This window comes from Solicola gregarius (assembly GCF_025790165.1).
Taxonomy (GTDB): domain Bacteria; phylum Actinomycetota; class Actinomycetes; order Propionibacteriales; family Nocardioidaceae; genus Solicola; species Solicola gregarius.
On sequence record NZ_CP094970.1, the window covers coordinates 1,577,715 to 1,602,563 of the forward strand.

Annotated in this window: 20 protein-coding genes; 2 read left to right on the plus strand and 18 right to left on the minus strand. The window is 70.3% G+C overall.

Going from position 1 to position 24,849, the window contains the following annotated elements:
* The 9 genes from nadC to L0C25_RS07935 form a co-directional block, all read right to left on the minus strand.
* On the minus strand, nucleotides 1–864 hold the full coding sequence (nadC, locus tag L0C25_RS07895) for a carboxylating nicotinate-nucleotide diphosphorylase (RefSeq protein ID WP_271635919.1): 864 nt from the start codon (nucleotides 862–864) through the stop codon (nucleotides 1–3).
* A complete protein-coding gene (locus L0C25_RS07900; RefSeq protein ID WP_271635920.1) occupies nucleotides 854–2,506 on the minus strand; it encodes an L-aspartate oxidase in 1,653 nt (550 codons plus the stop codon). Before L0C25_RS07900 ends, nadC begins: the two co-directional genes overlap by 11 nt.
* The gene (gene panD / locus L0C25_RS07905) at nucleotides 2,487–2,903 is read right to left on the minus strand and encodes an aspartate 1-decarboxylase (RefSeq protein ID WP_271635921.1); all 417 of its coding nucleotides are present in this window, start codon (nucleotides 2,901–2,903) and stop codon (nucleotides 2,487–2,489) included. Before panD ends, L0C25_RS07900 begins: the two co-directional genes overlap by 20 nt.
* Nucleotides 2,900–3,766: a pantoate--beta-alanine ligase gene (panC, locus tag L0C25_RS07910; RefSeq protein WP_271635923.1), complete on the minus strand. Its 867-nt coding sequence runs from the start codon at nucleotides 3,764–3,766 to the stop codon at nucleotides 2,900–2,902. Before panC ends, panD begins: the two co-directional genes overlap by 4 nt.
* Nucleotides 3,766–4,671: a Rossmann-like and DUF2520 domain-containing protein gene (locus L0C25_RS07915; RefSeq protein ID WP_271635925.1), complete on the minus strand. Its 906-nt coding sequence runs from the start codon at nucleotides 4,669–4,671 to the stop codon at nucleotides 3,766–3,768. The genes panC and L0C25_RS07915 overlap by 1 nt, the downstream gene beginning before the upstream one ends.
* Nucleotides 4,672–4,898: 227 nt before the next feature.
* Nucleotides 4,899–7,328: an ABC transporter permease gene (locus tag L0C25_RS07920; protein WP_271635927.1), complete on the minus strand. Its 2,430-nt coding sequence runs from the start codon at nucleotides 7,326–7,328 to the stop codon at nucleotides 4,899–4,901.
* Nucleotides 7,329–7,334: 6 nt separating this feature from the next.
* A complete protein-coding gene (locus L0C25_RS07925; RefSeq protein ID WP_271635928.1) occupies nucleotides 7,335–8,102 on the minus strand; it encodes an ABC transporter ATP-binding protein in 768 nt (255 codons plus the stop codon).
* Nucleotides 8,103–8,249: 147 nt separating this feature from the next.
* The gene (locus tag L0C25_RS07930) at nucleotides 8,250–8,939 is read right to left on the minus strand and encodes a response regulator (protein WP_271635930.1); all 690 of its coding nucleotides are present in this window, start codon (nucleotides 8,937–8,939) and stop codon (nucleotides 8,250–8,252) included.
* On the minus strand, nucleotides 8,936–10,096 hold the full coding sequence (locus tag L0C25_RS07935) for a sensor histidine kinase (RefSeq protein WP_271635932.1): 1,161 nt from the start codon (nucleotides 10,094–10,096) through the stop codon (nucleotides 8,936–8,938). Before L0C25_RS07935 ends, L0C25_RS07930 begins: the two co-directional genes overlap by 4 nt.
* A gap of 101 nt (nucleotides 10,097–10,197) precedes the next feature.
* Here L0C25_RS07935 and L0C25_RS07940 point away from each other — a divergent pair, with 101 nt between their 5' ends.
* Complete coding sequence (locus L0C25_RS07940; RefSeq protein ID WP_271635933.1) at nucleotides 10,198–11,637, plus strand: bifunctional cytidylyltransferase/SDR family oxidoreductase; 1,440 nt, start codon at nucleotides 10,198–10,200, stop codon at nucleotides 11,635–11,637.
* A gap of 137 nt (nucleotides 11,638–11,774) precedes the next feature.
* On the opposite strand, the gene L0C25_RS07945 is transcribed toward L0C25_RS07940, so the two are convergent.
* The 8 genes from L0C25_RS07945 to L0C25_RS07980 form a co-directional block, all read right to left on the minus strand.
* Nucleotides 11,775–14,987, minus strand: a complete 3,213-nt coding sequence (locus L0C25_RS07945; protein ID WP_271635934.1) for a bifunctional glycosyltransferase/CDP-glycerol:glycerophosphate glycerophosphotransferase — start codon at nucleotides 14,985–14,987, stop codon at nucleotides 11,775–11,777.
* Nucleotides 14,988–15,066: 79 nt separating this feature from the next.
* The gene (locus L0C25_RS07950; protein WP_271635935.1) at nucleotides 15,067–16,410 is read right to left on the minus strand and encodes a CDP-glycerol glycerophosphotransferase family protein; all 1,344 of its coding nucleotides are present in this window, start codon (nucleotides 16,408–16,410) and stop codon (nucleotides 15,067–15,069) included.
* Nucleotides 16,304–18,664, minus strand: coding sequence for a glycosyltransferase family 2 protein (locus tag L0C25_RS07955; RefSeq protein WP_271635936.1), 2,361 nt, complete (start codon nucleotides 18,662–18,664; stop codon nucleotides 16,304–16,306). The genes L0C25_RS07950 and L0C25_RS07955 overlap by 107 nt, the downstream gene beginning before the upstream one ends.
* Nucleotides 18,665–18,791: 127 nt before the next feature.
* A complete protein-coding gene (locus tag L0C25_RS07960) occupies nucleotides 18,792–19,547 on the minus strand; it encodes a cytidylyltransferase domain-containing protein (protein ID WP_271635937.1) in 756 nt (251 codons plus the stop codon).
* 8 nt (nucleotides 19,548–19,555) lie between these two features.
* Nucleotides 19,556–19,849, minus strand: coding sequence for a hypothetical protein (locus tag L0C25_RS07965; protein WP_271635938.1), 294 nt, complete (start codon nucleotides 19,847–19,849; stop codon nucleotides 19,556–19,558).
* A 273-nt stretch (nucleotides 19,850–20,122) separates the two neighbouring features.
* Complete coding sequence (locus L0C25_RS07970) at nucleotides 20,123–21,076, minus strand: ABC transporter substrate-binding protein (RefSeq protein WP_271635939.1); 954 nt, start codon at nucleotides 21,074–21,076, stop codon at nucleotides 20,123–20,125.
* 111 nt (nucleotides 21,077–21,187) lie between these two features.
* Entirely contained in the window at nucleotides 21,188–21,919 is a 732-nt protein-coding gene (locus L0C25_RS07975) for an ABC transporter permease (protein WP_271635940.1), read from the minus strand.
* Nucleotides 21,920–21,923: 4 nt separating this feature from the next.
* The gene (locus L0C25_RS07980; protein ID WP_271635941.1) at nucleotides 21,924–22,631 is read right to left on the minus strand and encodes an ABC transporter permease; all 708 of its coding nucleotides are present in this window, start codon (nucleotides 22,629–22,631) and stop codon (nucleotides 21,924–21,926) included.
* A 152-nt stretch (nucleotides 22,632–22,783) separates the two neighbouring features.
* Between L0C25_RS07980 and L0C25_RS07985 the strand changes: the two genes are divergently transcribed.
* Complete coding sequence (locus L0C25_RS07985; RefSeq protein WP_271635942.1) at nucleotides 22,784–23,965, plus strand: ABC transporter ATP-binding protein; 1,182 nt, start codon at nucleotides 22,784–22,786, stop codon at nucleotides 23,963–23,965.
* A gap of 180 nt (nucleotides 23,966–24,145) precedes the next feature.
* On the opposite strand, the gene L0C25_RS07990 is transcribed toward L0C25_RS07985, so the two are convergent.
* Complete coding sequence (locus tag L0C25_RS07990) at nucleotides 24,146–24,718, minus strand: hypothetical protein (protein ID WP_271635943.1); 573 nt, start codon at nucleotides 24,716–24,718, stop codon at nucleotides 24,146–24,148.
* Nucleotides 24,719–24,849: the final 131 nt, after the last annotated feature.

A 24,849-nucleotide genomic window follows, 5' to 3' on the forward strand; every position in this document is an offset into this window, starting at 1 on the left:
TCATCCCCCTTCCGGGGCGGTACGCAGGTCGAGCCCGAGGTCGAGCACCGGCGCCGAGTGCGTCAGGGCCCCGACGGCAACGTAGTCGACACCGGTCGACGCCACCAGGGCCGCGCGGTCGAGGGTCAGACCCCCGCTCGCCTCCAGCGTCACGCGATCTCCGAGCGCGGCGGCGACCCGGCGCAGCTCGGTGACGTCCATGTTGTCGAGCAGCAGCAGGTCGGCTCCGGCCTCGGCGGCCTCGACCGCCTGGTCGTACGTGTCGACCTCCACCTGGACGACGAGCCCGGGGTACTCGGCGCGAACCGCGCGGTACGCCGCCGCGACGCCCCCGGCCGCGACCACATGGTTGTCCTTGATCAGGGCCTCGTCGGACAGCGACATCCGATGGTTCACTCCGCCGCCGCAGAGCACCGCGTACTTCTCGAGGCGCCGCATCAGCGGAGTCGTCTTGCGGGTGTCACGGACCGCGCAGCCGCTGCCTGCGACGGCGTCGACCCAGCGTCGGGTCTCGGTCGCGATGCCCCCGAGGTGGCACAGCAGGTTCAGCAGGGTGCGCTCGGCGGTCAGCAATGCCCGGGTCGCGGCCGTCACGGACGCAACGGCGTCACCGGCGCGTACGCGATCGCCGTCGGCGACCCGGAGAACCACGTCGCAGTCGGCGTCTCCCGCGAGCCGGACCACGGGCTCGATCAACGCCAGTCCGGCGACAACGCCGTCGCGGCGGGCGACGACGTCTCCGGTCGCCATCGCCGTCGCCGCGACCGTGGCGTGCGAGGTCGCGTCGACACCACCGTCGAGGTCCTCCGCGAGTACGTCCGCGAGCCAGCCGCGAAGCGACCCCACGTCGAGTTCATTGCCCATCGGTCACCTCCGCGCGTCGCAGGGTCGTACGCAGCAAGCCGTCCTGCAGCGTGGTCTCGAGGTGACCGGCCCAGCCGGTGTCGTCTCGATGCGGATAGTCGTCACGCCAGTGCGATCCGCGGGTCTCGCGGCGTTCACGGGCCGCGAGCGCGATCGCCGCGGCGGCCGTCACGAGGTTGGTGGCCTGCCAGTCCTCGACCCGCGGCCGTCCGGGCACCGCGAGCGAAGTGAGCTTGTGCACGGCCGCGTCCAGTCGATCGCGGTCGCGGAGGACACCGACGCCCGCGGTCATGATCTCCTGCAGCTCCGGGACCGCCTCGGCATCGAGCACACCGGCATCGGCATGGGGCTCGGCGGCCCCGCGTACGACCGGACCGTCGGATTCGAGCGCCGCGACGATCCGCCGGCTGAACACCAGGCCTTCGAGAAGCGAGTTGGACGCGAGGCGGTTGGCGCCGTGGACACCCGACGACGCCGCCTCGCCGCACGCGTACAGGCCGCGCACCCGCGTACGCCCGTCGACGTCGGTGACGACGCCGCCCGATGCGTAGTGACAGGCCGGCACGACGGGGATCGGCCGGGTCGCGGGGTCGATGCCATGCGAGCGACAGGCCGCCAGCACGGTCGGGAATCGCCGCTGCCAGAAGTCCGCGCCGAGGTGGCGACCGTCGAGCCACATGTGGGGCTCGCCCGTCTCCAGCATCCGTCGCATGATGCCCTTGGCGACGACGTCCCTCGGAGCGAGATCTCCGAGCTCGTGCACGTCGGCCATGAACCGGTCGCCGGTCGCGTCGACCAGGAAGGCGCCCTCGCCGCGTACCGCCTCGGACACCAGCGGTTGGCGCCCGCGGGCACTCTCGCCGAGCCACAGCACCGTCGGATGGAACTGCACGAACTCCATATCGCGCACGCTCGCACCGGCGCGCAGCCCGAGTCCGATCCCGTCACCGGTCGAGACCGTCGGGTTCGTCGTCGACCGGTACACCTGTCCCATTCCGCCGGTGGCGAGGATCACCGCACCCGCGTCGACGGCCCCGACGCCATCCCTCTCGCCCTCGCCCAGCACGTGCAGCGTCACGCCGACGGCCGCGCCGTCGCCGTCGGTCAGTACGTCGAGCGCGAACGCGTGCTCGATGACCTCGATGCTCGGCGCCGCGCGTACGGCCGCGACGAGCGCCCGCTGGATCTCGGCACCGGTCGCATCGCCCCCGGCGTGCGCGATGCGCGCCCTTCGGTGCCCGCCCTCGCGGGTCAGTGACAGCCTGCCGTCGTCGCCGCGATCGAGCTCGGCGCCCCAGTCGATGAGCTCGCGTACAGCATCGGCACCCTCGTCGACGAGTACGCGGACCGCGTCGGCGGCACAGAGTCCGGCACCCGCCGTGAGGGTGTCGCGCAGGTGCTCGTCGGGACTGTCGCCCGGGTCGATCGCCGAAGCGATGCCGCCCTGCGCGAACCGGGTCGAACCGGCGTGCAGCCGGTCCTTGGTGACGACCACGACTCGTCCCAGGGTCTGGGCTCGCAGCGCGGCGCTCAGCCCCGCGATACCCGATCCGATGACCACGACGTCGGCGGTCGTGCGCCAGCCCGGCGCCGGCGCCGCCAGCCGCGACGGCAGCCGGACGTCAGCCCCGGACCAGGTCACCGCGCACCAGGCCCGACTCCCCGGGAGCCTCGGCCGGATCCGAGCCGAAACGGGCGATCGCGTTGTCCGCGTCGACGAACACGATCCGCGGCCGGTACGCACGCGCCTCGGCGTCGGCAAGCTGCGCGTACGCGATCAGGATGACCAGGTCTCCTGGGTGTACGAGGTGCGCGGCGGCACCGTTGATGCCGATGACGCCGCTGCCGCGCTCGCCCTCGATCGCGTACGTCTCGAGGCGCGCCCCGTTGTCGATGTCGACGATGTGCACGAGCTCGCCGGGAAGGATGTCGGCAGCGTCGAGCAGGTCGGCGTCGACGGTCACGGAACCGACGTAGTGCAGGTCGGCCTGCGTCACCGTGGCCCGGTGGATCTTGCTCTTGAGCATGGTTCGGATCATCGTGGTGTGGTCCCTGGATCGTCGGGAAGGTCGAAGCCGAGGTTGTCGATCAGCCGGGTCGAGCCGACCCGCGCGGCCACCAGCAGCCGAGCAGCTCGCCCGCCGGCCGGCTCACCGAGCTCCGCATCGGTCAGCGCGAGATAGTCGAGATGCACGCCGTCGGCGCCGGCCAGGACGCCGCGCGCGGCCGCGGTCACGGCCTCAGCACCGCGTGAACGTGCCGCCGCTCCGGTGTGCAAGGCCCGCGACAGTACGAGCGCCGTCGCTCGTTCCGCGTCGCTCAGAAAGGCGTTCCGCGACGACTTCGCCAGCCCGTCGCCGTCGCGCACGATCGGTCGGCCCACGACGTCGACACCCGTGTGCAGGGCACGAGCGAGCCGACGTACCAGCACCAACTGCTGGTAGTCCTTCTCACCGAACACCGCGGCGCCCGGGCGTACGAACGCGAACAGCTTGGCGACGACGGTGAGAACACCGCGGAAGTGCGTCGGCCGGGAGACACCCTCGAGGACCTGCCCGAGCGGGCCCGGGTCAACCGTGACGTCCTCCGTGCCCGGGGGATAGACCGTTTCGACGTCGGGAGCGAACACGATGTCGACACCGGCGCCGCCGAGCAGCTCGACGTCGCGCCCGAGATCGCGCGGATAGCGCTCGTAGTCCTCGCCCGGCCCGAACTGCGTCGGGTTGACGAACACGGACGCGACGATCAGGTCGCCGTGCTCGCGCGCGGTCTCGACGAGACCGAGATGACCGTCGTGGATGGCGCCCATCGTCGGCACGAACGCGATGCGGCGGCCGTGCGCCCGGGCGTCGGCCAGCGCGGTGTCGAGCTCGTCGGGTGTGTACGCGACGCGCGCGGGCATCAGCGGATGCCGGCCGCGATCTGCGCCAGCGAGTCCCAGTCGGCCTCGTCGAGTACCCGCTTCAGGTCTCGGCCGCGACCACCGTCGAGGCTGCCGGACGCGACCGCGTGCTCGGTCGTCGCCCGCGCCATCGAGACGTACGCGTCCCGGATCGGGCCGGGAGCGTCCGCGAGGGCGTCGACGTGCGCCTCGACCGTCGCGACGTCGCCGCGCACGACCGGGCCCGTGAGCGCCGCATCGCCGTAGGCGAGCGCGTTGTCGAGGGCGGCGGACAGCAGCGGCCGGAGTACGCCGGACGGGTCGGGCATGCCCGTCGACCGCAGCAGCTCCTGCGCCTGGGTCACGAGCGTGACGAGGTGGTTGGCGCCGTGTGCGAGCGCCGCGTGGTAGAGGACTCGCTGGTCCTCGCTCAGCCAGACCGGCGTACCGCCGAGGCCGGCGACGAGCGCCTCCCCGGTGTCGCGCACGGCGTCGCCGCCGGTGAGCGCGAACACGGTGCTCGCCAGGCGGCCGAGGTCGACGTCGGTGCCGGTGAACGTCATCGCGGGGTGCATCGCGAGCACCGCCGCGCCCGCCTCTGCGGGCGCCGCCAGTACGTCGACGCCGTGCCGGCCGCTGGTGTGGACGGCTACTTGACCGCTTCCGATCGAACCGCTTTCGGCTAGGGACGCCGCCGTCCGTTCCAATACATCATCAGGTACCGCGAGCAGCAGGATGTCGGCGCTCGCCGCGACACGGGCGGGGTCGCGTACGGGAATGCCCGGGAGCAGCGTTTCGATGCGCGTCTGCGAGGCCGGCGAACGGCCGCTGACGGCGGTGACCTGGTGGCCCGATGCCACGAACGCGGCCGCGAGAACGGCCCCGACTCGTCCGGCTCCGACCACGCCGATCGAGAAGCGTCTCATCGCTCTGCCTTTCGTTCCAGTCCCGCCGTGCGGGTACCGGACGTTGCTCGGCGTGCTAGTGCCTCCAGGTTAATCCGGCATGGCTAACGCGTAACCCCCGTACCGCGTGGGCTCCCTCACACCGCCGTCCGCGAACTCCGCCCCGCGCCCGTGGGCCGGGCGTTCGCGCGGAGACACGCGGGCGTGTCCTCGCCAAACGTCCGGCTCACGGGGCAGCTGCGGTTCGTTCAGTCGGCCACCAGGCCGGCCGCCGGCGGGATCGCGGCGGCGCGACGGGCGGGGAGTACGCACGCGAGCAGCCCGGCGACCGCGGCGACCACGAACACCGCGACCAGCTGCCCGGCCGGGATCTCGACCGTCGGCGTGGTCACGAACTCCTCGACCGCCAGCGTCCGGATACCGAACCACGCGTACGCGAGCCCGAGCGCGATGCCCAGCACGGTCGAGACCGACGCGATCAGCAGCGCCTCGACGGCGAGCATCGCCCGCTGCTGGCCCTTGCGCAGGCCGAGCGCCCGCAGCAGCGCGTTCTCTCGAACGCGCTCCAGCACCGAGAGGCTGAGCGTGTTGCCGACCCCGACGATCGCGATGATCACGGCGACGCCGAGCAGCCCGACGGTCACGGCGAGCACGACGTCCATCGCCGTCATGACCTGCTTGCGCTGTGGGAGCGATCCGTCGATCGACCCGTCGACCTCCCCCGCCAGTGAGTTGAGCTCACCGACAACCGTGCCGACGTCTGCACCGTCCGCGGCGCGCAACCACACCGCGTACGGCTGTGGGCGCTCGTCGAGCGTCGCAAGGGTGCCCGCCGAGACGACCGCCGTCGCACCCCAGTCCTCGCCGGTGCGGACCTCGAGCCTCCGGGAGCCGTCCGGCCCGCTGACCCGTACCCGGTCGCCGTCGACCAGCGACGCCCGGTCGGCGACCTCGAACGGGACGTACACCTGGTCGGCCCGGACGTCTCGCAGCTCGCCGTCCGGGCGTACGACCGCCGATGCGGCCTCGTCGACACCGACCGCAACGGTTTTGGAGTCGGCACTGCCGAGCGTGACCCGGGTCCCGTCCAGCGAGGCTGCATCGCCGACGCCGTCGATGGCGCCCACGCGGTCGACCGTACGACCGTCGAGGGGTCGTTCGCCGTCGAGAACCATGTCGATCGGTGCCCGCGTGTCCATCTCCGTCGCGACGGAGCCCTTCATCGATGCGGTACCGACGACCACCGTCGAGATCAGGGTGACGCCGATCAGCAGGGCGGCAGAGGTCGCGGCGGTACGGCGCCGGTTACGCACGGCGTTCGCCGCCGCCAGTCGTCCCGGTACGCCGCCGATCCGGCCGACCACCGGGCGGACGCCGTCGATCAGCCCGGGAACCAGGACCGGGCCCAGCAGCAGGACGCCGGCGAACGAGACACCGCCTCCCACCATTCCGACCGGGAGCGAGCCCGATGCCGCCGCCGACGCCATCGCGCCGAAACCGGCACAGAGCACCACGCCCGCGGCGACGATCCGCATGATGCCGGGGCGAGACCGGCCCACCGGCTCGACCTCCGGTCGCAGCGCCGCGAGGGGCGACAGCCGATTCGTCCGGCGAGCGGGCACGAGCGCCGCGACGAGTGCCGCGCCCACCGAGACCCCGACCGGCAGCGCGATGCCGAGCGGCGAAAGGCTCGGCGTACCCACGGGAATCGACGGCCAGGCAGCACCGATGAGCGCGGCGCCCGCGTACGCGAGGCCGAGTCCGCCGAGAACGCCCGCCACCGCCGACACGACCGCGACGACGAGCGTCTCGAGCAGTACGGAGCGGGTGATCTGGCGACGCTTCGCACCGATGCATCGCAGCAGCGCGACGTCGCGCGTACGTTGCGCGAGCACGATGGCGAGCGTGTTCGCGATCACCAGACCCGCGACGATCAGCGCGATCGACGCGAATACGAACAGCATCTTCTGCATCACGTCGATGTCGCCGGTGGCCTCCAGCTGCCGGTCGTGGACGTACGCGTCGGCCGTCTGGACGGTCGCCCCGGGAGCCGCGTCGCGGAGCCGGCCGAGCCGGCCCGCGTCGGGCGGCCCGTCGAGCGTGACGATCACGCGGGCGGGTACGTCGCCCATCAGCCGCGCCATCGCCGACTCCGAGACGTACACCGACGAGCCCAGGTCGCCGGCCGAGGGCTCGACGGTCCCGGCGATCGTGAAGTCCATGGTGCGGGCGCCCACATCGACCGTGAGCCGGTCGCCCGCCGCCACCCCGGCGTCGTCGGCACGATCGGTGCTCAGCAGCACCTGTCGCGGGCCGGCCGGGAAGTCCCCGGACGCGAGGTGCTGCCAACGGAGCTCCTCTTCATTCGCGACGGTGCCGACGCTCGCGGTGGCATCGACACTGCCGACGGAGATCGCGAAGAAGCCCGAGTCGCTGGTGGCGGCGGCGCGTACGCCCTCGGTGTCCGCGATGCGGTCGACCGCCCCACGTCGTACGTCGGTGAGCACGGCATCGGCGCCCTCGAACTCCGCGGCGATGGCCCCGCGCCAGCCGTCCTTCGCGGCGGCGCCCAGGGCGTTGGTGGTGATCATGAACGCGGTCGCGATGAGCACCGCGAGCGCGACGGCGACGTAGCGGCGGGCATGAGTACGCAGCGATGCCCGGACGAAGGTACGCACGGGCGCCTACTCCCCGAGGTCGCGGAGAGCGGCGAGGATCGCGTCCTGGTCGGGTGCGTCGACGCTGCCGGCGACCCGTCCGTCGGCGATGAGCACCACCCGGTCGGCGTGCGTCGCCGCCACGGGGTCGTGCGTCACCATCACGACGGTCTGCCCGAGCTCGCGAACCGCGCGGCGAAGGAAGGCGAGCACCTCGGCGCTGGAGCGTCGGTCGAGGTTCCCGGTCGGCTCGTCGGCGAAGATCACCTCGGGGCGACCGAGGAGGGCGCGGGCAACGGCGACCCGCTGCTGCTGTCCTCCGGACAGCTGGGCCGGCCGGTGGTCGAGACGCTCGGCGAGCCCGAGGACGCCGATCGTCTCGTCGAACCACGCCCAGTCGGGGTCCCGGCCGGCGAGGTCGAGCGGCAGCAGGATGTTCTGCTTGGCGGTGAGCATCGGCAGCAGGTTGAACGCCTGGAACACGAACCCGACATGTTCGCGGCGAAAGTCGGTGAGCGCGTTGTCCGAAAGGCCCGACAGGTCGACGCCGGCGATACGTACCGCGCCCTCGGTCGCCTGGTCGAGGCCGGCGAGGCAGTGCATGAGCGTGGACTTGCCCGAGCCGGACGGACCCATGATCGCGGTGAACCGGCCGCTCTCGATCGCCAGGTCGACGCCGTCGAGCGCTCGAACGGCGGCGTCGCCGTCGCCGTACTGCTTGACCAGTCCGGTCGCGGCGACGGCGGTGATGGTGTGCGGGTCGGCGTACGCCGGGACATGCGAGAGCGTGGACATCGGCCACCTTCCTGTTCGGTAGGTGACTCACGCTAGAAACTTCGGCGCCGCGACGGATCGGCCCACGGGCCGGACCCCCCGCGGCCGCCGTCATACCCCGGTCGTACGCCGTCAGTCAGTCCCGCACCGCCGACCCGGCACAACCCATCAGCGCCGCGGGGTGACGAGGCCGGCGTCGTACGCGAGGACGACGAGCTGTACCCGGTCGCGGCTGCCGGTCTTGGCGAGCACCCGGCCGATGTGCGTCTTGACCGTCGCCTCGGCGAGCACGAGGCGCGTCGCGATCTCCTGGTTGCTCAGCCCCTGACCGATCAGCTCGAGCACCTCGAGCTCGCGCTCCGTCAGGCCACCGAGCCGCGGGTCGGACGCATCGTCGTCACCCGTCGGCATCGCGTCGGCAAAGCGTTCGAGCATCCGCCGCGTGGCGCTGGGTGCTACGACCGCATCGCCGCCGTGGACATCGCGGATCGCACCGAGCAACACCTCGGGCGGAGTGTCCTTGAGCAGAAATCCCGAAGCGCCGGCCCGCAGCGCCGCGTACACGTACTCGTCGAGGTCGAACGTCGTGAGTACGAGGATGCGCGGCCGCTCCCCGCGAGCCGTGATCCGGCGAGTCGCCTCGACGCCGTCCATTCGCGGCATCCGTACGTCCATCAGCACCACGTCGGCAGCGGTGACGGCCAGCGCGTCGCACGCCTGCGCACCGTTGCCCGCCTCGCCCGCGACGCGGAGATCGTCCTGCGACTCGATCAGCATCCGAAAGCCCGCGCGTACGAGTTGCTGGTCGTCGGCCATGAAGACCCGGATCGTGTCGTCCGGTCGTTCCTGCTCACTCATCCATCGCCTTCCCCAAGCGGTATGCGTGCGTCGACCCGGAAGCCTCCGCCGGGACGGGGTCCGGCGACGATCGTGCCATCGTGCACCGCGATCCGCTCACGCATCCCCGCGATGCCGTGTCCGTTGCCGTCGTCGGCCGTCGCGACGCCGCGTCCGTCGTCGTCGACCACGACGTGAGCGCCGTCGGCGTCGACGGTGATGCGTACGCGCGCCGCCACATCGGGACCTCCGTGCTTGAGCGTGTTCGTCAACGCCTCCTGCACGACGCGGTACACCGTGAGCCCGGCACCGCTGCCGAGCCGGTCGAGCTCGCCGTCGACCGCGAGCCCGACGTCGACACCGCTCGCCGCGACCTGGTCGACCAGGTTCGGCAGGTCGGCCCCGCCCGGCATGGGCGTACGTACGTCCGCATTCTCCTCGCCACGCAGCAGCCCGATCAGCCTCCGCATCTCCGCAAGGGACTCCCGCCCGGTCTGCGAGATCGTCGCGAGCGTCTCGGTTGCCGCCTCCGGACGCTTGCGCGCGGCGAACAACGCGCCGTCGGCCTGGACGACGATCACCGAGAGACTGTGCGCGACGACGTCGTGCATCTCGCGCGCGATGCGTGCACGTTCGGCGGCTGCGGCGATCCTCGCCTGCTGCTCGGCCTCGCGCTCGAGTTGGACGGCCCGCTCCTCGAGTTCGGCCACGTACGCCCGGCGCGTACGCATGCGGTCGCCGAGTGTCCACGAGAACAGCACGATGGCGGCAAGCGCGACGAACACGATCAGCTGATAGCCGGTGGCGTCCTGGTCGTACCCCCAGCTGTCGGTCGCCACCACCGCGCCGACGAAACCGATTCCGAGGCCTGTCCACCGCGCCCAGGTCGGCCCGTACGCGGCGATGGCGTACAGGCCGACCGGGAAGGCGAAGTCACCCCATTGCGGCGTGTCGCGCAGCACGACCTGGGCGACCAGAGCGAGCGTCAGGATGCCGAAGCTCGCTACGGGCGCCGTACGCCGGAAGATGATGGCCCCGAACATCACGACGTCGAGCGCGTACACGAACTCGTGGGTGACGAGCGCGGCCAGCGCAGACGGCATCATCAGGATGCCGGCGACAACGAGGTCAACGAGCAGGGGATGCTCACGTAACCAGTGCTCGCCCGGGAACCGCATGCCGACGAGCGTATGTCCACGACGACCGACGCACATCAGACCGCGGTCGTACGTCAGGCCGGATGGCCACCGCCGACCGCCGTCTGAGATCGTCTGTTGCCATGACCTCGAACGTTGCGGTGCTCCTCGCGGGCGGCACGGGTACGCGCGTCGGCCTCGACATCCCGAAGCAGCTGATCAAGATCGCCGGCCGCACGATCCTCGAGCACACGCTGTCCGTGCTCAACGCGCACGACGACGTCGACGAGATCGTCGTGATGATGGCGGCGGGACACCTCGACGCCGTGCACTCGATCGTGAGGTCGGGCGGCTACACCAAGGTGCGGCACGTGCTCGAAGGCGGCGACACGCGCAACGACACGACCCTCAAGGCGCTCGCGACCGTCGAGTCCGACGACGCGAAGGTGCTGTTCCACGATGCGGTACGCCCGCTGGTGAGCGCGCGCAGCATCCGTGACTGCTACGCGGCGCTCGACGAGTACGACGCGGTCGACACTGCGATTCCGTCGGCCGACACGATCGTCGAGGTCGACGACGCCAACACCATCCGTGAGATCCCGCCGCGGTCACAGCTGCGCCGCGGACAGACGCCGCAGGCGTTCCGCGCGCGCACGCTCAAGCTGGCGTACGAGCACGCGGTCGGCGACGCGGATTTCGTCGCGACCGACGACTGCACCGTGGTGCTCCGCTACCTGCCCGACGTGCCCATCGGCGTCGTCGCCGGCGACGAGCGCAACATGAAGGTCACCGAGCCGATCGACGTCTATATCGCCGACAAGCTGTTCCAGCTGACCAGCCACGAGGCGCCCGAGGCTCGTACGGACGAGCAGTACCGCGCCGCGCTCGAGGGCAAGACCATGGTGGTCTTCGGCGGCAGCTACGGCATCGGCGCCGATATCGCCGACCTGGCCCGGAGCTACGGCGCGGACGTGCACACGTTCAGCCGATCGGGCACGCAGACCCATGTCGAGCGGCGTCCCGATATCGCCGCGGCGGCCCGGACCGTACTCGAGAAGACCGACGCGATCGACTTCGTGGTCAACACCGCCGGCGTACTGCCGCGCGGGCTGCTCGAGGACGCGTCCGAGGAGACGATCTACCAGGCGACGGAGACGAACTACGTGGCGCCGATCTTCATCGCGCAGGAGTTCTTCCCGCACCTCGCCGCCTCGCGGGGCTGCCTGCTGTTGTTCACGTCCAGCTCGTACACCCGGGGACGCGGCGGCTATAGCCTGTACTCGTCGGCCAAGGCCGCGATCGTCAACCTCACCCAGGCGCTCGCCGACGAGTGGAGCGGGTCGGGCGTACGCGTGCAGTGCATCAACCCGGAGCGGACCGCCACGCCCATGCGAACGAAGGCCTTCGGGCAGGAGCCCGCGGACTCGCTACTCGACTCGATGTCGGTCGCGCGCGCATCGCTCGACGCGCTGCTCGACGGAGGCACGGGACACGTGATCGACCTGCGCCGAGCGGATCCGTTCGAGTCGCATCGCGACGCCGCCGACGCGGCCGAGGACCTCGACGGGGTCGACCCCGACTGAGCGCGGGCCACCGGGTGGGCCCGGGTGGCTGCGGCGATACCAAGTTCACCAGGTGTCGCTCACTTCCCTAGGCACCGACGCCTGGTGAAGTGCGGCCATACCAAGTGAACTTGGTATCGCCGCAACCCCGACACCACCTAGGTGAAGAACGCGTCGACGACGCGTTCGGCGGATCGCCCGTCCTGCCAGCGGTTGTACGTGGCGTTGAACCGGTCGTACGCGTCGGCGTGCTCGGCCACGAGCTCCTCGAGTCGGCGGAGCTGACCGACGACGCCGTCGGTGTCGTCGACGAGCGGGCCGGGCGCGGTCTCGCGGAAGTCGTATAGGAAGCCCCTGACGCCGCCTGCGTACTCGTCGAGGTCGGGTACGCAGAAGACCATCGGCTTGCGGGTGACGGCGTAGTCGAACCGCAACGACGAATAGTCGAGCACGGCGGCATCGGAGGCCAGGATCAGGTCGTTGATCTCGGGGTACGACGTCACGTCGATGACATTGCCACCGGCCCCACCCGTCGGTGCGTGGAACCGATGCCCACGCACGAGCACGACGTACGCATCGCCGAGCTGCCGGGTCGCCGACTCGACGTCGAGGTGGCGTACGAACGGCGCCGACCGATAGCCGGTGGCGACGTCGTCGCGCCAGGTCGGCGCGTAGAGCACGGCGGTCTGCGCGTCGCCGATGCCGAGCCGCTCGCGTACGGCCGCCCGGATCTCGTCCGCCCGATCGGAGGCGAGGGCGTCGTCGCGCGGATACCCGCGGTCGAGGATGGTGCCCTGGTATCGGAACGCATCGCGGTAGTAGCGGTTGACCTCGGGCGTCGGCGTCAGCAGCGCATCCCAGAGGTACGACGTGCGCGCGAGCTGTTGTTCGATGCGCAACGGTGTGAAGCGCTTCTCGCGCCAGAGTCCGATGCCCATCGTCTTCGACGGCACACCGTGGTACGTCTGCAGCACCCGCTGCCCCGGACGGCGTACGAACCAGCGTTCGAAGTCGATGTTCGAGACGACGTACGCGGCGGTCGCGAGCACGTCGTACCACGCCCGGCTGCGCATCAGCAGCGGCACGCCACCCTCGGGCACCCACTGAGCATGGTCGACAACTCCCCAGTACAGGGTGAGATCCGGTCGCTCCCGACGCAGCGCCTGGTGAATCGCGAGCGGGCTGTCGGTCGCGCTCTGCCCGGCGTACGCCTGCAGGTAGACCGCATGCTCGTCGATCTTGTGCTCGCCGGCGTACTCCTGCTGCAACCGTGCCTGCGCGTACGAACCCTGTTCACCGGGCCCCAGCGGTACGCCGAGCTCGACGACCGGGGCGCCGTGCGGCGACCTCCGCAGTCGCATCCGGTACGTCGAGTCGACGTGGTCACGCGGCAGGTCGTCGAGCAGCCCGCCGGCGAACTCTGCCGCCACCGCCTCGCCATCGAGCGTGCAGCGCACGTGGTACGCGCCCGTCGGCGCGGGACGTCGGCCGAGTGACCACGCATCGAGCGTCATGTCGAAGCGGACCCGTACGCGCGCGTCGCCGTCGGGCGTGACCACACCGTCGAGCCGCCGCCCGCCCGACTCCAGCGCGACGGACGGCTCACCCGGGCAGGTGGCGACCAGATCCACCACGGTGCCGTCGAGGGTGACGTCCTCGATCACGAAGCCGCCCCGCGGCTCGGAGCGTACGGGCTCCTCGATCGGATCGGAGACCTCGAACACCAGCCCGCCATCGGCGTCCCAGCGGGGTGCCACCGCGACCGTCGCATCCGCATGGGAGCGCAGCGCCGCCGCCGAGCCCTGCCACGAGAGCTCGATCGCCCCGATCGTGCGCGTGATGCCGTCGGCGGTGAGGGTGACCTCGAGCATCCACTCGCCTCGCGCGCACCCCGCCAGCGCATCGAGCGCGACCGTGGCATGGATCGCGCCGTTGTCGTAGTTCTGGTACGGCTGTGCCGCGTGCCGCGTCACGACAGGATCGGCCGTCACCTGCGAGTCGAGTGCAAGCCGCTCGTCGCCGCGGACGAGCGCGACCTCGACCTCGGGCGGCCGATCGGCCGTCTCCACGAACCGCACGTAGCCGAACAGGTCGAGTTGCAGCGCCCGAGCGCTCCAGTTCAGCCGCTGCACGCTCACGACCGCGCGTACGTCTCGCTCTGTCATCGCGAAGCACTGCGCCGGGATCTCGAGCTCGTCGGCGTCCGCATGCGGCAGGCGCGCGTACACGACGCCGTCGCGGACGTACGTCGGGTGCTGGCCGTTCTCGAACCACCGCTGCGCGACGAACGTCTCGAGGTGCGTACGCATGCCGTGCGCGGCAAGCCAGGTCGCGACGCGCGCCTCCGGGCGTACGCGCGACCAGACGGCGTCGGACGCGCGCTCCGAGAGCTCAGTGGCGGTGTCGCGGAGCACTGCCCACTCCTGCTTGTCGAGTCGCTCCACGTCGCCGACGTACGGGCGCAACCCGATATCGAGTACCGCGTACAGCCAGGCATCGATCGCGTCGGCAGATCCGTGCCGCTCGAGCTCCGCCCGGATCGCACGCTCGGCCGTTCGCCACTCCCGGAGACCGTGCGCGGCAGGGATGAGGTAGCCGAACGGCACCCCGTCGCCGCGTTTGGTCCAGCGATAGGTGACGGCACTGAGCAGGTCGAACCCGCGCGCACGGGCGTATGCCCGCATGATCGGCAGCGAGACGGGCCCCGTCTCCGTCTCGGGAAACGCGAGGCCCGCCCCACGCCAGAACCGGCGTCGGAACAGGCGATTGCCCTCGTGCAGGTCGACGAGCGCGTCAGGGGCGTCGGCGAACTCGACCGACAGCCGTTCGCGACGATGTGCCCGAGCGTGCTCGGACCGGATCAGGTGCTTCTCGGGCGCCGCGTCGGCGAGGGCGCCGACCGCGAAGTCCGAGCCCGTGCGCTCGAGGCTCCCGACGAGTCGCTCCAACGCATCCGGGGGTAGCGTGTCGGCCGCTCCGGTGAACGCGAGGAACTCGCCATGGGTGTGGCGAACGCCGACGTTGAGGGCGGCGCCGTAACCGGCGGCGGGCGGCGCGAGGTCGAACCTCCAGTCGCCTTCGCCGTACGTCGCGGCAATCTCGGCGCACTGCTCGCCGTCGCCGTACGGCACGACGACGACCTCGAACTCCCCGCGAGTCTGCTCACGGATGCTGTCGAGACATTCGGCGAGGAATGGCGCGTGGCTGCCCGTTGCGGCGACGACGACGCTGACGAACGGCGCGTCGCGGCCCATCCGGCGCCCGATCGGCGAGCGGTGCAACGCGAGAGTGAGTCGGCGGCGTACGGGATGCGGCATCCGCCGGGCCATCGCCCGCGCGGTCGCCCCCGCGCGCGGGATCCGAGAACTCACTCAGTACCACTCCCTGTCATTTCGAACGTCGGCACATGGTATCGACGTTCGAGCGGCCCGGCGGGTTGCCAGACCCGTCCTACGCCGGCGGCGCGTCACCACGCGGCACGAAGACCTGATCGACCAGCCGGGCCGACGCGTGACCGTCCTCGAGGTCGAGGTACGCATGCCGGAAGGTGTTGTACGCATTGCGATACCGCTTGGCGACGGCGTCGAGCTCGAGGAGCGAGTCGACCACGTCGCCGGTCGTGGAGACGAGCGGGCCCGGAGCGGTCGGCTCGTAGTCGAACAGCCAACCGCGCGTCGACTTGTAGTGCTCGAGGTCGGGCACGTGGAAGATCATCGGCTTGCCCGTCACCCCGAAGTCGAAACGCAGCGACGAGTAGTCGACGACCGCAGCATCGACGGCGAGATAGAGGTCGGATACGAGCGGGTAGTCGGTCACGTCGATGATGCCTCCGCGGCGTCCGACCCGCGTGTCCGTACGCGCGTTGAACGCGTGGCCTCGCACCAGCAGCACGTAGTCGCCACCGAGCCCCTGGGCGGCCTCGTCGAGGTCGAGGAAGTCGACCATCTCGGCACGCATGTCGTCGGGCGAGAGGTAGTCGCGGAACGTCGGCGCGTACAGCACCGCGGTCTGATGATCGGCGATGCCGAGCACCCGCCGCACCTCGGCCCGGATCTGCGGCGCCTCTGGCGCGAACAGGACGTCGTTGCGTGGGTAGCCGATCTCGAGCACCTCGCCGTCGTACGCGAAGTCGCGCTTGAGCAACGGCGTCGCGTACGACGCCGGCGAGACGAGGTAGTCCCAGTCGCGGGCGCGCGCGTCGTACGAGTCGATCTTCGCGCGCGAGAAGTGCGACTGCTCCCAGTGCGGGTGGCCCATCGTCTTGAACGGGTACCCGTGGAAGGTCTGGATGATGACCTGGCCGTCGGGCTTCTGGTGGTATTCCGGCTGGTACATGTTGTCGAGGTAGTACTTCGCCGAGTTGAGCAGCCCGTACCACTCGTAGCTGTTCTGGATCACCGGGATGGCGCCGTCGGGCACCGGAATCGAATGGTCCTGCACCGACCAGTAGATGTCCATGTCGACGCCGCGACGCTGCAGCTCGCGTTGCAGGCCGAGCCCGCTGTCCGTCGCCGACTCGCCGAAGTACGAGCGAATCAGCAGACCGCGACGCCGACCGGTCGCGAACTTCTCGCCGCTGGCGGCGCGCAGGCGATTCTGTCGTACCCTGCCCGCCGCGCGGCCGAGTGGCCGATTCAGCGAGATGCGTACCAGGTTGTGTACGCCGCGCTCGACGACGCCTTCGAGCTCACGCGACTGGACAGGTAGGGGCAACGCATCGTTCAACTCGCGAGACACCAACAGCGGCACCGTCGTCGGCTCGTCGGAGCCGGAGACGTGCACCTCGGCGGTCATGTCGTGGGTCCCCGCCGGCAACGGGAGGTCGCCGAAGCGGTACGCGGCGCTGCGCAGCGGAAGATCGACGACGAACTGCGCGCCGTCGATGGGGGTCTGCTTGCTTCGGGTCTCGGTCTTCTTGCTCTTCAGCCGGACCGCGATGGTCTCTGCGTTCGGTCCGAGTACCCGGCCGGTGACGCGCGCAACCCCGTCGGCCGAGACCTCGACGGAGTCGGCGTACGCGGCGAGCCGCCACTCGACGAGCCCGAGCTCGCCCAGCCGGGTGCATTCGACCGCGAGTGCGCTGCCCGGCAGGACCTCGGCGACGTCGATCGCGCGTGCGCTGCGCCGGGCGAGCGGGACGACCTCGCCGGACGCGAGCGTTGCGACGACCCGAGACCGGTGCGGTGCGGCGGGCTCCGCCGCGCTGAGGTCGGCGGGCGGGACCCGAAGGGTGAACGCACCGTCGCGAACCGCCGTGCGCTCGAAGCGTACTGCCCGCTTCGCTACGGATCTGCACCTCGCGGACCCAGTTCGCCTCGGGACCCGAGAGCGTGCCGCGAAGCGATCTCCCGGCGAGCGCGACGTCGACGGCCTCGACCCGCAGGCTGCGCAGGCCGAGCCGGAACGGTGCATGGAGGCGCCACATCACGGTGATCAGGTCGCCGTTGGACAGCTCGCCCGAGTACGGAACCCCCGACGAGCTGCTGCGCCGGACTCGGCTGACGGTGTCCTCGACGGTGAACCCGAGACTGCTGACCCGCAGACGTATGTGCCACACGTCGCCGTCGCGCCGGTTGGCGCCGACCACCTCGTCCATCGGTACGGCGAACTCGAACTCACCACCGTGGTAGTCGACCCACGCGTCCTCGTCGGGCGGAGGGAACCCCGGGTCGTCGTGGCCGACGGACGCGAACGTGTGCTCCGCGCCGGTGCGCTCGTTGCGAAGGACGAGCGTCGTCTCCACGTCACGTCCGACCAGGTCGATGTGGCGGATGTACGCCCAGCCGGCGATCTTCATGGTCGAGCCGTCGGCCCAGCTGAACCTCTGCACCGAGTGCGACAACCTCAGCTGCTCGGGTCGGCGTACGAACAGGGCGGCGTCGAGCTCGGGGTCATCGTGGAACGGCAGGTCGTGACGTACGCCCCCGTCGACCACGGTCGCGGGGAACAGCTGCGGCAGGTAGCCGTCGCAGCGGACGAACTCCTGCACGTCGGCGCGGCGATTGCGTCGTGCGAGCTCGATCGGCACCCGCCGCTCCGGCGGGGTGGCATCCCAGATCGCCTGCGGCGCGCGGTCGGTCAGGTCGACGATCGCGCTGCGCAGCGTCGCCCAGTACGCGAGGTCGACGGTGCCGGGGCTGCTGAGATACCAGTGGAAGTGCGCGTCGAACAGTGTCTGCAGCCATGCGTCGTACACCGCCCGCGAAGCCGTCTCGGCGAACTCGCGCCGACTCTCCTGCCACGCAGAGACCCGGTCGCGCAGGTCGGACAGGGACGCCGTCTGCTGGCTGATGGAGCTGGCGTCCTCGCGGGCGCGGTACTCGTACGCAACGTCGGGGAGTACGTCGATGGCCGACGCGGCGATGTAGAGGCGGGTGATCAGCGGCTGGTCCTCGTACGAGACGCCCTCCCGGAACGTTGCCTCCTGCGCCGTCAAGAAGGTGCGGCGGTAGAGCTTTCCCCAGGTGTAGTTGTTGCGCACGAGCGCGGGGAAGTCGTCGATCGTGATGCCGGTACGCGTCCGATCGTGCAGATCGTCGACCCAAGTCGGCTTCCAGACGCTGGTGGTCGAGAACCTGCGTGCCGACCCGACGACCATGTCGGACCCGGACGTACGCGCGCTCGCGAGCATCGCGGCAAGGGCGCCGGGCGGCAGCCGGTCGTCGGAGTCCACGAAGGCGACGTACTCGCCGGTCGCGTGTTCCAACCCCGTGTTCCGGGCGGCCCCGAGGCCGCCGTTCGGGCGGCTGACGAGCCTGACCCGCCGATCTCGTGCGGCGTACTCGGCGGCGATGTCGGCCGAGCGGTCGGGCGACCCGTCGTCGACCACGATCACCTCGAGATCGCCGCCTCTCTGGGCGAGCACGCTGTCGAGGCACTCGCGAAGGTAGTTCTCGACGTTGTAGATCGGCAGAATCACGCTGACCGCCGGCGGACTGCTGCGCGTCGGCGGCACTCCCGCCGTTTCCGGCGAGCCTGCGGTGGCCAACCGTTTGGCGCGGCGGCCGATCCCGGTCGCGATCCGGCGGGGCGTCCATCGCGTCGTCATCCGTGCTGGGTGTCCTCAAGGTCTGGGTGCGTACATCGCGGAGCTCCCTGGCCCACTCCGACGAACGATCCTAACTCCGACGGGTCCGCGGGCCGCACGGTTGGTGGGTCGTTTGCCCAGGTCGTGTCTAGCTCACCAGACCGGCGCGGTCGTTGAGGGCGGCGATCTCGGGATGCCGCTGCCACACCGCGAGCAGGTCGGTCCACGGTGTCGAGAGCTCGGCGTGTGCCGCGACGACGAGCGCGCGCAGCGCCTCGAGGTCGGCGCGGGTGCCGATCGACCAGCGCGCGTCGGCCGTCTCGACGGGAGCGCCCACCAGTCGTACGTTGAACCGGCCCGGCGCCTCGTAGAGGTAGGACGTGACGTCGCCTTCGCGGCCGCGGTCACGGCGCGAGGCCCAGGCATCGGTGAGCGCGGCCATGCTGACGACCTCGACGTCGAGGCCCGGCGGGTACGTGTGGGGTTGAGGTTCGGGCAGCCGGTTGGCCGTGTAGTCGCGTCGCTCGCTCAGGTGGGTGCGGACGACGAGGTCGACGACGTCGGGGTCGACGAGCGGGCTGTGGCCCCGTAGCCGGACGACGACGTCGGCGCGCTCCGACGCGGCCGCGGTGACCACGCGATCGAGCACATCCGTCGTCGATCCGCGCACGAAGGGATAGCCGGCGTCCCGGCAATGCGCGGCGAGCGCATTGTCGGACGGATCGTCGGTGGTCGCGACGACGACCTGGTCGACGGTCGCCGCGCGGCGTACGCGGCCGACCACCCAGTCGATCACCGCGCGCTCGGCGAGGTCGAGCAGCACCTTGCGCGGCAGGCGTACCGATGCGCTGCGCGCCTGAACGACCGCGACGGTCCGCGGACGCATCGACGAGTACGCGCGCACGGCAGGTGTCAGCGTTGCAGCGACTCGCCGGCGGGCGTGTCGGCGTCGGACGCGCGGCTGCACGAGCAGGCGGCCGCAACCTGCAATTCGACGAGCCGGCGCTCGAGCGCCGCGAGTCGGCTGCTCAACTGGCCCACCTCGGTGGTCGTGTCGTCCACCGCGCGCTCGACATAGTCGATGCGGTTGCGGTGCTCGTCGAGCCGACGCAGGTGTTGGGTGAGACGGCGGCCGGTCTCGACCGTCGCATGGTCGGACGGGCGCCGCCGCGCACCGCGAGTCATGTCGCCGATTCCGAAGGTCATGTCGGTGTCCCTGAGCCGAGGAGCGGCACCGCTCGGTGCCGCCTCCAAGCCTCGTTGCGCATCACCAACGCCGGGTGAACAGCGCCCGACCCACCGGGGAAACTTCCCGCCCGCGCGGTACGCCGTGGGGTCGGCGCGACGTACGGGCGGATTGGCAGGCGCGCAGAATGGCCCGCGCTCTGCACGGCAATCGTCTGCTGTGCACGGTGAATTCACCGCGCACAGCGCATGTTTACCATGTTTACATGGTAAACATCCGGCCGCACCACGCCGTTACAGCAGGCCCTCGTCGGTGAGGTACTGCTCGACCGCATCCGGCACCGCGACCCGCTCGCTGTCGACCTGGTTGTTGAGATCCATCAACTGGTCGGTCGTCAGCCCTGCGGACAGCTCGTTGAGCGTATCGGCGACATCGGGGTGGTCCTTCAGGAAGTCGGTGTTCACCGCCGGCGTGAGGTTCTGTGCCGGCTGCAGGCCCTTGTCGTCCTCGAGGAACACCAGACCCGCCTCCTCGACGGTCGGGTCGGTCGTACCGAACTGACCGAGCTGGGACTCGCCGTCTTCGACGGAGTTGCGAGTCGGTGCGCCGCCGAAGCCGAGTGGCAGCACCTTCTCGATGTCGATCTTGTAGACCTCCTTCAGGCCCTTCGCACAGTCCGTCCGGTCTTCGCAGTCGGGCGCGGCGGCAAGGGTGATCGACTCGCCGAGCTTGCCGAGGTCGCTGAGGGTCTTCAGGTCGTTGTCGCTAGCGAAGTCCTCGGACACCGCGTACCCGTTCTGGTTCGTCGCTTCGGCCGGCTCGAGCAGCGAGATTCCCGCGTCTTCGGCGAGTGGCGAGATCGCGTCGAGCGACTCGTCGGGGCTGTTGCTGGTGATCGCCTTCGCGTCGGGCCCGTTGGCCTCGATGTTGAGGTAGTCGCCGATGCCCGCGAGGTAGTCGGGCACGACGTCGACGCTGCCCTTGCGCAGCTGGGCGAAGTAGATGTCGCGGGTGTCGACGAGCTTCTGCTCGACGTCATACCCGGAGGCGCTGAGCACCTGGTCGTACATCTCGGCCATGATCTGGCCCTCGGTGAAGTCCTGCCCGGAGACGACCAGCGAACCCTTGTCGCTGCTGCCGCTGTCGCCGTCGTCCTCGGCCAGCGGATCGTCGTCACCGCCGCACGCGGCAACGCTCAACAACACGGCAGCGCCGACTGAAGTGGCGAGTGCACGGCGTAGCTTCATCGGTCGGTCAACCTCTCGTCGGTCCGGCGGCGCCCGTCCGGCGCCTCGCCAAGCATCACACATCGATGTCAGGGTGGCATCACAGTAAACGCCGCCTCTGACAACCGCCGGTCAGGACGCAACAGTCATCGACGCGGGCATGTCGGCAGCCACCCGATCCTGCCTGCGAGCAAGGCGCATCGGGTCGACGCGGCGCTCGATCAGGACGGCGATCCCCTCGAGGACGAGCGCCGCACCGGCGACCAGGATGGAACCGGCGACGACCTCCTCGTACCTCGAGTTCGCGAAGCCCTCGGTGATCGTGTTGCCGAGTCCGGGGCCGGCGACCAATGCCGCGATGGTCGCCGTCGCCCAGATCTGCACGATCGCGATCCGTACGCCGGTGAGCACCACGGACATCGCGAGCGGCAGCTCTACCCGGCGGAACAGCCGCCATTCCGTCATGCCCATCCCGCGCGCGGACTCGATCACGTCGCGGTCGACCTCCCGCATGCCGACGTACGCGTTCGTGATGATGGGCGGCAGCCCGAACAGGACGAGCGAGATCAGCGTCGCCATGCCGGCACGCCCGAACGGCCCCAGCACATCCGTCCCCACCGGGCCGACCGAGAGGATGGTCAGCACCGCGAATACCGGGACCGCGCGCCCGATGTTGGAGACATTGATCGCGATCACGCCTCCCCGGCCGGTGTGGCCCGACCAGAGCGCGATCGGGATGCCGATGAGCAGACAGGCGGCGAGGCTCACCAGGGTGAGCAGCACCTGCTGGCTGAGCTGCTCCCAGAGACCTCCCGAGCCGGACCAGTTGGCGCCGTCGAGGAGGTAGTCGATCCCGTCCAACATCCGATCACGCCCTCGTCCACGGGGTCAGCAACCGCTGTACGCCGACCAGGATCAGGTCGAATACGATCGCGAGGAGTACGCACAGCAGGGTGGCGGTGAAGATCTGTGCCTTGAAGTCGGTGTCGATTCCGTTCCTGAGCAATCGGCCCAGTCCGCCAGCATCGACGATGACGCCGACTGTCGTCAGTGCAACCGTCGACACCGTTGCGACGCGCAGGCCCGCCATGATCACCGGCAGCGCGAGCGGCAGCTCGATCTTGAACAGCAACTTCGTACGCCCGTAGCCGAGTCCGATCGCGGACTCGCGTACCTCATCGGGCACGGCGCGCAGACCCGCGAGGATGTTTCGCACCAGCACGGTGAGGCAGTACAGCGCGAGCCCGATGATCACCGTCCTGGCCGACAACCCGGTCCAGTCGACGAGCAGCGAGAACATCGCGAGCGACGGGATCGTGTAGATGATCGTCGTGAAGCCGAGGATGCCGCCCTCGCTACGTACGAACCGTCGTGCGACCAGCGCCAACGGCAACGCGATGGCGAAGCCGAGCGCGACCGCGACCAAGGTGATGTAGACGTGCTGCTCGGTGGCGTCGACGATCTCGGAGTGGCGGTCGACCACGTAGTCCCAGCACACCCAGTCGTTGACCGTCGCGCTGTAGCAGGATGCGCCGCCGTCGGCCGCGCCCAGAAGTGCCCCGTCGTGGAGGTTCATAGCCGCCCTTCGTCGCCCACGCGGCGCCCCGCGGCGTTCTCGTCGTCGGAGATAGGAACCACTGTGATCGCTCCTCCTCGGCCTTGCGGTGCATCCACGTGGACGTCGCCTGTCGCCAATGCACCCCCACGACGCGGCACTACACTCACACAATGGACCGTATCGAGGATCCGATGATCGTGCTCGACCGAGTCTCCAAGACGTACCCGGGCGGCAAGCTCGCGGTCGACGCGCTCGATCTCGAGGTGGCCGAGGGGGCGCTCGTGACGCTCGTCGGGCCGTCGGGCTGCGGCAAGTCGACGACGCTGAAGATGGTCAACCGGCTGATCGAGCCGACGTCCGGGCGGATCCTGCTCGACGGCGACGACGTCACGTCCGGCGACCCGGTGAAGCTGCGCCGGCGGATCGGCTACGTGATCCAGCAGGTCGGTCTGTTCCCGCACCAAGACGTCCGGTCGAACGTGTCGACGGTGCCCGACCTGCTCGGCTGGAACCGCAAGCAGGCGACCGCGCGGGCCGACGATCTGCTCGAGCTGGTCGGGCTCGACCCGGGTGAGTTCGGCGGACGGTATCCACATCAGCTGTCCGGCGGGCAGCGCCAACGCGTCGGTGTTGCGCGTGCCTTGGCCGCCGATCCCCCAGTGCTGTTGATGGATGAGCCTTTCGGCGCCGTCGACCCGGTCGTACGCGCGCGGCTGCAAGACCAGTTCCTCGAGCTGCAGTCGGAGCTGCGCAAGACGGTGCTGCTCGTCACTCACGACATCGAGGAGGCCGTCAAGCTCGGCGACGCCGTCGCGGTGTTCGCCCAGGGCGGCCGCATCGCCCAGTACGACACGCCCGCTGCGGTCCTCGGCGCGCCCGCCGACGACTTCGTCGCCGAGTTCGTCGGCGCCGAGCGCGGTCTGCGCCGGCTCGCGGTCACCGAGATCGACGACTCGGACCTGTTGCGGGCGCCGATGGTGCGTACGTCCGACACGCTTGCCGAGGCACGCGTACTCCTCGACTCGGAGGGCGCCCGGTGGGCGGTCGTTCTCGACGGCGACGACAACCTGCGGGGGTGGGTCGCGACCGAGTCGCTCGAGGGGGCGGGCGTCGTCGGCGACCGCGCACGGCGGATGGAGGCGTACGTCTCCCGCGACGCGGCGCTCAAGGACGCACTGGCCACGATGCTGCGCCACGACGCCGGGTGGGTGGCCGTACTCGACGGCGATCGGCTGGTCGGCGTACTGACGCCGGACTCACTGCACGGCGCGCTGCGCCGCTCGGTCATCGCCGCCGACGAGGGCGTCGAGGTCGCGGACATCGACCTCGAGGCCGCCGGCCCGCTGCACTGACGTTGCCGCGTCGTACCGTCAGTCGGTGGCCGGCGTGGTGCGGCGATACCAAGTTCACCAGGTATGGCCGCACTTCCCTGGGCATCGACGCCTGGTGAGGTGGGCGATACCTGGTGAACTTGGTATCGCCACAAGGGACCGCACCGACGCGGCGACGTTTGCGAGACGTCCCGGAGAGGCTCAGGCCTCCTTGCGCTGCGGCTCCTGCGTCAGCGTGGCGGTGGTCTGCTCCCAGCTCATCAGGTCGACGATCGTCGGCAGGTCCGCGCCGTCCCAAGTCGCGATCGCATCGGCCGCCGCCTCCTGCTCGGTGCTCAGCTCCTCGACCGTCGAACGCAGCTCCGAGACCCGCTCGGCCTGCTCGCGGGCGCGGCGCTCGGCCTCGTCGGCCCGCCGCTCCGACAGCTTCAGCGTGCCGCGCAGCGTCACGATCGCCTCGTCGCGATCGGCGAGCCGCTGCGTCAGCGCCGTGGCGAAGGTGTCGTGCTCGGCCTGCCTGACGACGGCAAGTTCTTGGTAACTCTGCGCCTGGGCGGCCCGATCGGCGGCCCAGTCGCGGCGGGTCTGCAGTATCTCGTTCCTCATGATGCGCAACGCGCAGAAACCGGCCAGGACGGCGAACAGGCTCGACGGAATGAGCATCGCTACGTTGGCGGCAATGGCGGATGGCACCACGGCGAGAGCTGCGACCGCCAACAGGGAAGTGGCAACGACAAACCTGACGCTGCGCTGGCGACGGCGACTCTTTGACATGGCGCCAGACTAGGTCCGTCGCAACCCCGCAACACCCCCGCCACGCCGTCGTCGAATGTAACAAGTCGGCATGTTTTCGAGGCCTGTCGCTAACCTCGAACACGTAGCGTCGTTATGTCACAGTTCGTCAC